This is a genomic window from Streptomyces sp. NPDC006476 (assembly GCF_040612015.1).
Classification (GTDB): domain Bacteria; phylum Actinomycetota; class Actinomycetes; order Streptomycetales; family Streptomycetaceae; genus Streptomyces; species Streptomyces griseorubiginosus_B.
Window position 1 is genome coordinate 1 of record NZ_JBEXPK010000314.1, and the last position, 1,248, is coordinate 1,248.

Annotated in this window: 1 protein-coding gene; it reads right to left on the bottom strand. The window is 68.3% G+C overall.

The annotated features are described in order from the left end of the window. Positions 1-280: 280 nt before the first annotated feature. The coding region (locus ABZZ74_RS54285) for a S53 family peptidase (protein WP_356951465.1) at positions 281-1,248 on the bottom strand (968 nt) is incomplete at its 5' end.

Here is a 1,248-nt window from a genome sequence, read left to right on the forward strand (position 1 = left end):
GGCATCGACGCGGACGGTGTAGGTCTGCACGAGGACCTGCCTCAGCAGGGCGACCGCCTCGATCTCACGGATCCACACCGGGGCGCCGGGGGACCTCATACACCGACGCGTACAGCCCCACCGTTCCTGGTGGGCGGAGTGCTTCTGCTGGCGGCGGGCTTCGCACTCTTTCTTGTGACCGAGCGGACTGTGCGAGTTGCTCGCTGAAGCGTGCTCCTGATTCCCGGAAGAACCTGTTCCCCGGACGGTCGTCTCGTCCGGGGAACAGGTTTCGGGTCTGCTACCGAGTCAGTGGGGAACGGTAGGAGTCGACGTAGCCGTTGGCGGGCGTGCCCACGCCGGTGACGTCGTCGTAGCCCTTGACCGCGGACAGCGAGCTGTGCTTGCCAAGGCTGCGGACCGAGACCGCCAGGCCGCCGGAGGCGTCGACGTCGTTCACGAAGTCGACACGGGCGACCGCGAGGTCGGTGCCGGTCGGCTTGTCGGTGACGTCGTGGTACAGCTTCGACCCGAACTTGGAGTAGATCGTCGGGTTGGCGAAACCGATCGCCTTGCCGCCGCGCGCCTCCTGGGCCAGCGCCTGCACCGCCGCGATCACCGGAGTGGCGAGCGAGGTGCCGCCGGTGCGGTACTCGCTGTACTGCTGCGACCCGTCCGGGAAGGTCTGCGTCTGGCCGACCTTGAAACCGGTGTTGGTGTCGGCGATCGCCGAGATGTCCGGGACAACGCGGTTGCCGGCGGCGTTGTTGGCCTTGGCGAGCGCGTCCGGGACGACACCCTTCTGGTAGAAGGGCTCGGCGACCGTCTTGCTGGTACCACCGCCCGTACCATAGGCGAACGCGCCGGGGAAGTTGGTCCAGCTCTTGCCGTCCGCGGACAGCGTGGCCTTCTCGGTGCCCCAGCCGGTCTCCCACAGGTACTTGTCGCCCTTGCCGACCGCCAGCGAGGTACCGCCGATCGCCGTCACCCAGGCCGAGTTGGCGGGATTGGCGACCTCGTCGCCGTTGTCACCGGAGGAGAAGTAGAAGCCGATGCCCTCGACCGCGCCGAGCTGAAAGACCTGGTCGTAGGCGGCCGCGAGGTCAGGCGTCTCGTCGGCCTCGATGCCGGCCCACGAGTTGGAGACGATGTCGGCCAGGTGCTTGTCGACCACCTTGCTGAGCGCGTCCAGCAGATCGTCGCCCTGGCAGGACGCCGCGCCCACGTACGTGACGTGCGCGTCCGGCGCGACCGCGTGCGCGGCCTCGA